This is a genomic window from Streptomyces murinus (assembly GCF_002154555.1).
In the GTDB taxonomy this organism is placed as follows: domain Bacteria; phylum Actinomycetota; class Actinomycetes; order Streptomycetales; family Streptomycetaceae; genus Streptomyces; species Streptomyces murinus.
The window spans coordinates 1-6,578 of sequence record NZ_MUNF01000463.1 but is presented as its reverse complement, the minus strand read 5'-3'; the positions used below and the strand labels follow the sequence as shown (position 1 = coordinate 6,578).

General features: G+C 70.4%; 3 protein-coding genes and 1 pseudogene. 2 read left to right on the top strand and 2 right to left on the bottom strand.

The window, feature by feature from the left end:
• The coding region (locus CCN72_RS26570) for a sugar ABC transporter ATP-binding protein (RefSeq protein WP_244174472.1) at positions 1–1,685 on the bottom strand (1,685 nt) is incomplete at its 3' end.
• A 45-nt stretch (positions 1,686–1,730) separates the two neighbouring features.
• Complete coding sequence (locus tag CCN72_RS26565) at positions 1,731–2,849, bottom strand: ABC transporter substrate-binding protein (protein WP_086810280.1); 1,119 nt, start codon at positions 2,847–2,849, stop codon at positions 1,731–1,733.
• Between the two features lie 483 nt (positions 2,850–3,332).
• Here CCN72_RS26565 and CCN72_RS26560 point away from each other — a divergent pair, with 483 nt between their 5' ends.
• Together CCN72_RS26560 and CCN72_RS26555 are read left to right on the top strand one after the other, a co-directional pair.
• Positions 3,333–5,225: an arabinofuranosidase catalytic domain-containing protein gene (locus CCN72_RS26560; RefSeq protein ID WP_086810279.1), complete on the top strand. Its 1,893-nt coding sequence runs from the start codon at positions 3,333–3,335 to the stop codon at positions 5,223–5,225.
• A 235-nt stretch (positions 5,226–5,460) separates the two neighbouring features.
• Positions 5,461–6,334, top strand: a pseudogene (locus CCN72_RS26555) (LacI family DNA-binding transcriptional regulator).
• The last annotated feature ends 244 nt before the right edge of the window (positions 6,335–6,578 follow it).

The window sequence follows — 6,578 nt, the reverse complement described above, 5'->3', positions numbered from 1 at the left end:
TCGCCGTTCAAGTCCTCGCCGTTCAAGTCCTCGCCGTTCAAGTCCTTTCCACGCAGGTCCTTTCCGTGCAGGTCGTCGCCGTGCAGGTCCTCGGACGACGGGGCGGCGGCGAGCGTGTCCAGCACGGTCTGCTCGGTGATGTCCTCGCCCCGGAGGTGGCCGACCGCGCGTCCGTCCTTGAGGACGACGAGCCGGTCCGAGCCCTCGATCAGTTCCTCCAGGTCCGAGGAGATCAGCAGCACCCCGAGTCCCTGTTCGGCGAGTTCGTCGATGAGCGCCTGCACCTCGGCCTTGGCGCCCACGTCGATGCCCCGGGTGGGTTCGTCCAGGAGCAGCACCTTGGGGTCCAGGCACAGCCAGCGGGCCAGCAGCACCTTCTGCTGGTTGCCGCCGGACAGGTCACTGACCTTCTGGTCGGGTCCGGCCGCCTTGATGCGCAGGCGCTCCATGAAGAAGCGGACGACGTCGTCCTGCCTGGCCCCCGAGACCACACCGGCGCGGGCGAGCCGGGGCAGCAGGGCCAGGGAGATGTTCTCCCGCACGGAGAGGTTGGGCAGGATGCCCTCGGTCTTGCGGTCCTCGGCGAGCATCACGACACCGGCCCTGATGGCGGCGGCCGGGCCCCGGCGGGCGAGGGGGACGCCGTCCACCTCGACGGTGCCGCCGTCGGTGGCGAGGGCGCCGGTGATCGCCTTCGCGGTCTCGCTGCGGCCCGCACCGAGCAGGCCGCCGAGCCCGACGACCTCGCCGTGGTGGATGTCGAGGCCGACGTCGTGGACCTTGTGGCGGACCGTCAGGCCGGTGGCGCGCAGCACCGGAGCGGCCTCGGGCCCGCGGTCCCCGCCGCCGACGCCGTCTCCGTTCTGCTGGCCGTGCTGACCGGTACCGAACGCCGTTGCGCCCTTGGCCCGCACGGTGGACATCTCCCGGCCGAGCATCAGCGAGATGAGCTTCAGCCGTTCCAGTCCGGCCATGTCGCCGGTGTGCACGACCGCGCCGTCGCGCAGCACGGTGACGCGGTCGCAGATCTCGTACAACTCGTCGAGGCGGTGGCTGACGTAGACGACGGCGATGCCCTGGCTCCGCAGGCCGCGGATCACCGAGAAGAGGGTCTCGACCTCGCGGGGTTCCAGCGAGGAGGTCGGCTCGTCCATCACGACCACGCGGGCGTCGGTTTGCACCGCGCGGGCCAGGGCCACCATCTGCTGGGCGCCGAGGCCGAGGCTGCCGAGCGGGCGGGTGACGTCCACGTCGACGCCGTAGCGCTTCAGCGTCTCGCGGGCGATGCGGTTGACGGCCCGCACGTCGACCAGGCCGAAGCGGCGCGGCTCGCGGCCCAGGCACAGGTTGCGGGCCACCGACATCAGCGGGACGAGGTTCACCTCCTGGTAGATGGTGGAGATCCCGGCCGTCTGCGCCTCCAGGGGGTTGCGGAAGGCGCGGTCCTCGCCCGCGAGGCGGACCCGCCCCGTGTCGGGCCGGTACACACCGGTCATCACCTTGATCAGCGTGGACTTTCCGGCGCCGTTCTCGCCGATGAGCGCGTGCACCTCACCGGGGCGCAGCCGGAAGTCCACCCCGCGCAGGGCGTGAACGCCCGCGAAGCTCTTGTCCACCCCGGCGACTTCGAGGATCCAGTCGCTGCGAGGTGCCCGGCCCTGCTGGACCAACGTCTTCCTCCTCATGCGGGCCACCGACGGCGGCCGCCTGCCTCGCCTTTCGGCCGTGGCTCAGTAGACGAGGCCCTGGTCGAGGGCCTGCTTGGCGTTGTCGGCGGTGAAGTGGCCGTCCTTGATGATCACCTTGGGCTGTACGCCGGTGGTGCCGTAGAAGTCCTGGAGCGCCTGGAAGGCCAGCGGGCCGAAGCGCGGGTTGGTCTCGATGTCGGAGACCATCTGACCGGCGCCGACGTTCTTGACGGCCTGTTCGATGCCGTCGATGGAGACGACCTTGACGTCCTTGCCGGGCGTCTTGCCCGCGGACCTGATGGCCTGGATCGCGCCGAGCGCCATCTCGTCGTTCTCGGCGTAGACGGCGTTGATGTCCGGGTGGGACTGGAGCAGTTGCTCCATGACCTTCTGGCCGTCGGTCTGGGCGAAGTTGCCCGTCTGGGAGGCGACGACCTTCATCTTCGGGTACTTCGCCCTGGCCCGGTCCTCGAAGCCCTTGGTCCGGTCGGTGGTGACGTTGTTGCCGGGGGTGCCGGTGAGGATGGCGACATGGGCGTCGCCGCCCCCGGTGGCGCCGGCGAGGTCGTCGGCCGCGAGCTGCGCCTGGTGGTAGAAGTCCGAGCCGATGAAGGCCATGAAGTCCGTGCAGGCGGTGCCGCCGACGGTGCGGTCGATGGTGAGCACGGGGATCTTGGCGGACTTGGCCTTGGCCAGGGCGGGGCCGAGCCCGTCGGAGTTCTCCGGCGCGACGATCAGAGCCTTGGCACCCTGCGCGATCATGTCCTCGATCTGCGAGTTCTGGGTGTTGACGTCCGCGTTGGCGTTGCGCTCGATGAGCTTGACGCCGAGCTTCTTGGCCTGCTGCTCGATGCTCTTGGCCTCGGTGGCGCGGAAGGGATTGCTGGTCGACTCCGACTGGGAGAAGCCGACGATCGTTTTGCCGTCGGTGAGGTCCAGCCGGGGAACGCCACCGCCGTAGGTCTTGTAGGTGCAGCCGGGGCCCGCCGCCGAGGGTGAGGCGACCTGCTGGGAGGCGGCCGAGTCGTTGCCCGCGGCCGCCGAGGCGTGCGAGTCGCCGCCGGAGGAGGAGTCCGACTTGGTGCATCCGGCGGCGGCCAGGCACAGGCCGGCGGTGAGCACTGCGGCGGTAAGGGCCTTGGCTCGGGAGGAGACGTTCACGCGCCGATCACATCCTCAACGATGCAACGAAGGGGCGGGGGCTGAAGAGACGAGGCCACCTGGACCCTCGATCGCGGAGGGCGGTACGACAGGCGGGCTTTTCAACGTTGTAGACATTGAGGGAACGTCAAACCCGGTGTCAACCCGCGGTACACAACTCTTCGAGCGGGGCCTTCCGTTCGCGTGAAGGGGGCTCGGCGACGACTCCCGAGCACCCGAAGTCTTCGGTGGCCAGGCCACCGGTGCCGCCAACTCCCTTGTGAACAGCGGCTTTACGGCCCTTCGTGGGATCGCGGCCGGGCGTGCCGCCGGATTCGCGCACAGGGATGGACGCCCCCGCGGGGGCTGTGCTGTCATGTGGCGGATCCCGTTTACAACGTTGGTAGAGCCCGGCGCCGTGCAGGCGCCGAGCCGAGTGCGCCTGCCGCCGCCTCGGCAGGTCGAGCTCCATTCCCCCCTCTCCCCCAGCACCGGGAGCACACCATGCGCAGAGAAAAATCCACCGCGGGAGGCGGTCTCCGCCGCTCCGCGCGGTGGGCGCTCCTCCGTCCGCTGCGGCATCTGCTGTCCGCCGTCGCGGCGATCGGGCTCGTCCTCGGGGCCCTGATCGCCCTGCCGGGCGTCTCACAGGCGGCGGGCTCACTGCCGTGCGACATCTACGGCGCGGCCGGCACCCCCTGTGTCGCCGCGCACAGTACGACCCGCGCCCTGCTGTCGTCGTACAACGGCCCGCTGTACCAGGTCACGCGTGCCTCGGACGGGGCCCGTGCGGACATCGGGCTGCTGTCCGCGGGCGGCTACGCCAACGCCGCCCAGCAGGACACGTTCTGTCAGGACACCACCTGCCGGATCACCAAGGTCTACGACCAGACCTCGCGGCACAACGACCTGACCCCGGGCCCGGCCGGCACCTCCGGCATGGGCGCCGACCGCGGTGCGGACGCGAGCGAGATCGCGGTGACGGCGGGCGGGCACAAGGTGTACGGCATCTGGATCTCGCCGGGCGTCGGCTACCGCTACACCGGGGTGGCCTCCGGCGTCGCGGTCGACGGACAGCCCGAGGGCGCCTACATGGTGGCCAGCGGGACGCACGTCGGCTCCGACTGCTGCTTCGACTACGGCAACGCGGAGCGCACCCCGGCCGACACCGGCAACGGTCACATGGACGCCGTGTCCATCGCCACCACGTGCTACTTCGCGCCGTGCACCGGGTCGGGGCCGTGGATCGAGGCCGACATGGAGAACGGCATGTTCCAGGGCGACAACGGCTCCAACACCGCCAACCGGGGCAACAACAGCCCCTTCGTCACGGCCGTGTTGAAGAACGACGGACAGACCAAGTACGCGCTCAAGGGGGGCAACTCCCAGTCGGGGGCGCTCAGTACATGGTGGGACGGCGGTCTGCCCACCCGCGCCGGGTACCGGCCCATGCATCAGGAGGGCGGCATCATCCTGGGCACGGGCGGTGACAACAGCAACTGGAACCGGGGGACCTTCTTCGAGGGCGTGATGGTCGCCGGCTATCCGACCGACGCCGCCGAGAACGCCGTCCAGTCGAAGGTGGTCTCCGTCGGCTACTCCGGCGAGACGGACGTGCCCAACGGGCCCCAGGGCACGGTCACCGGGCCGGGCGGCAAGTGCGTGGACGTCGCCGCGGACGACACCGGCACCAACGGCACGGCCGTACAGCTGTGGGACTGCCAGAACTGGGCCGAGGACCAGCACTGGCAGCACAACGCCGACGGCTCCCTGAGCACGATCGGCCGGTGCCTGGACATCGAGGGCGACGGCACCGCGAACGGCGCCAAGGTCGAGCTGTGGGACTGCGACGGCGTCGGCGGACAGAAGTGGGTGCAGCAGGCGGACGGATCGCTCCTCAACCCCCAGTCCGGCCGCTGCCTGGACTCCCCCAGCGGCGCGACCGCCAACGGCACCCGCCTTCAGATCTGGGACTGCAACGGCGCGGCGGCGCAGAAGTTCTCCGTCAACGGCGGTGCGCCGGTCGTCGGCACGGGGTCGAAGTGCGTGGACGTGGCCGCCGATGACAGCGGCGGCGACGGTACGGCCGTACAGCTGTGGGACTGCCAGTCCTGGGCCGTCGACCAGCACTGGTACCACCATGCCGACGGCTCGCTGCGCACCCTCGGCCGCTGCCTCGACATCAACGGCAACGGCACCGCCAACGGCACCCAGGTCGAGCTGTGGGACTGCAACGGTGTCGGCGGACAGAAGTGGGTGCAGCAGGGCGACGGATCGCTCCTCAACCCCCAGTCCGGCCGCTGCCTGGACTCCCCCAGCGGCGCGACCGCCAACGGCACCCGGCTCCAGATCTGGGACTGCAACGGATCCGCCGCACAGAAGTTCAAGCTGAGCTGATGAATCGTCACATCACTGCGTGACATGCCGTGTTCCGGGGGTGCGGGAGCCTGTCGTGGTTCCCGCACTCCCCTCCCGGTCTCCCGTCGGCGACCGGGCTTGCCAGGACGGAGCGCGGCCCCGTATAACGTTGGAAATCCGGCGTAGGTCCTTGCGGAGCGCCGGGTGCGGTCCGGTTGCCGGGCCTGGAAGGGTTCGTCGGCCCGGGGTTCCTGCCCGGACGGGGAGGAACGTCGTGCGGGTGAGCCTCAAGGACGTCGCGTCGCACGCGGGTGTCTCCATCAAGACCGTGTCCAACGTGGTGAACGACCAGCCGCATGTCACCCCCGCGATGCGGGCGCGCGTACAGAAGTCGATCGACGAACTCGGCTACCGGCCCAACCTCACCGCACGGCATCTGCGCAAGGGCCGGACCGGGATAGTCGCTCTGGCCCTGCCCGAGCTGGGCAATCCCTACTTCGCCGAGCTGGCCGCCGAGGTCGTCGACGCCGCAGCGGAGCACGACTACACCGTGCTGCTCGACCACACGGGCGGCCGCCGCGATCAGGAGACCCTGGTCTGCCAGGGTTTTCGCAGCCGGGTGATCGACGGGCTGATCCTCAGCCCCATCGAGCTGGAGGCGGACGATCTGCGCGAGCGTGCGCCCGTCCCGCTCGTCCTGCTCGGCGAGCGGGAGTACGACCTGCCCTACGACCACATCTCCATCGACAATGTCGCCGCCGCCCGCGAGGCGGTGCGCCATCTGATCTCCCTGGGGCGGCGGGACATCGCCTTCCTGGGCGCCCGGCGCGGCCGCAGCCAGCCCGCCCATCTGCGGTTGCGCGGCTGGCGCGAGGAGCTGGACGCGGCGGGTCTCGTGGCCGACGGCCGGCTGGTGGCCGCCACCGACGGCTGGGGCCACGCCGACGGAGCGGCGGCCATGGCGCGGCTGCTGGACGCGGGCCACCGCCCGGACGCGGTGTTCGCCTACAACGACNNAGGCGTCCATCGCCAGGATGGCGGTCGAGTCGGTACTCTCCCAACTCGACGGCGCCCCACGGCAGCAGGCCCGCCGGATCCACGCCGGCTACACGCTGGTGCATCGCGAGAGCACCCTCGGACACGATTGACCGCTCCGCCTTCGCAGTCTTCCACGAGTCCCGGCCCGGCCCCTGCAACAGGCCCTGCCACCTGGGGTGTTGGCCCCCCTCCCGCCTGCGGACCCTACCGTCGGGAAACCTCAGATCTTCCACAAACCTTGATCCACGCGGTTGCCCGCCCCACGGTCGGCTGCAAGGGTTTCGCGCACCCCGCTCCCGTCGGCGACCCCCTCTCCGGAGGGGTGAAATCGGAGGTTTCGTGACCACCCGCCGT